General features: G+C 66.5%; 1 protein-coding gene. It reads left to right on the top strand.

Annotation, left to right across the window (positions count from 1 at the left end):
* A partial coding sequence (locus tag C8D90_RS21915; RefSeq protein ID WP_115460562.1) for an Ig-like domain-containing protein occupies nt 1–1,040 on the top strand: 1,040 nt, incomplete at both ends.

Consider the following 1,040-nt stretch of genomic DNA (forward strand, 5'->3'; position numbering starts at 1 on the left):
ACCATCACCCTTAACCCGGTGACCAGCGACGACGTGCTGAACCTGGCGGAAGTCAACAGCGGGCAGACGCTGAGCGGTAAGGTCAGCGGCGCGGCGCCGGACGATATCGTCACTATTGTTCTGGGCGGTCAGACCTACACCACCACGGTGAACGCGGACGGCACCTGGAGCGTGAGCGTTGACAGCGACGCGCTTAAGGCGCTGGGCGACGGCAGCATCACGGTGAACGTCAGCGTGACCAACGGCCACGGCAATACCGGCACGGGCAGCCGCGACTTCACCATCGACGCTGACCTGCCGGGCCTGCGTATCGACACGGTGGCGGGCGACGACATCGTCAACGCCATCGAGCATCAGCAGCCGGTGATTATCAGCGGCACCAGCAGCGACGTGCCGGCGGGTAACGTGGTGACGGTCACGGTCAACGGCGTCAGCTACCCGGCTACGGTGGGTCAGGACGGCACCTGGAGCGTTAGCGTGCCGGCGGCGGATGTCTCGGCCTGGCCGGCGGGAACGCTGACCATCACGGCGGAGGCGGCCAGCGCCAGCGGCAACCCGGTAAGTATCACGGACAGCCAGGTGACGGTCGACCTGAGCGAGGTGGCGGTGTCCATCAACACCGTGGCGCTGGACAACGTCATCAACGCAACTGAAAAAGGTGCCGACCTGGTGCTCAACGGCGCCACGCAGAACGTGGAAGCCGGTCAGGTGGTGAAGGTGGTGTTCGCCGGTCACAGCTATGACGCGGTGGTTCAGGCGGACGGCAGCTGGAGCGTCACGGTGCCGGCCGCTGATATGGCCGGGCTGCGCGAAGGCGCGGACCAGGTGCAGGTGAGCGTGGTGAACCAGGCGGGCAACACGGCCTCGGCGGCGCAGGAACTTGTGGTCGATACCACGGCCCCGACGCTGACCATCGACCCGGTTGCCGGCGACAATATCCTTAATGCGGCCGAACACGGCCAGGCGCTGACGCTGACCGGCACCAGCAACGCGGAAGCGGGGCAGACGGTGACGGTGACGGTGAACGGCGCCGACTACAC

Origin of the sequence: Enterobacillus tribolii, from assembly GCF_003363015.1 — a bacterium.
Taxonomy (GTDB): Bacteria; Pseudomonadota; Gammaproteobacteria; order Enterobacterales; family Enterobacteriaceae; genus Enterobacillus; species Enterobacillus tribolii.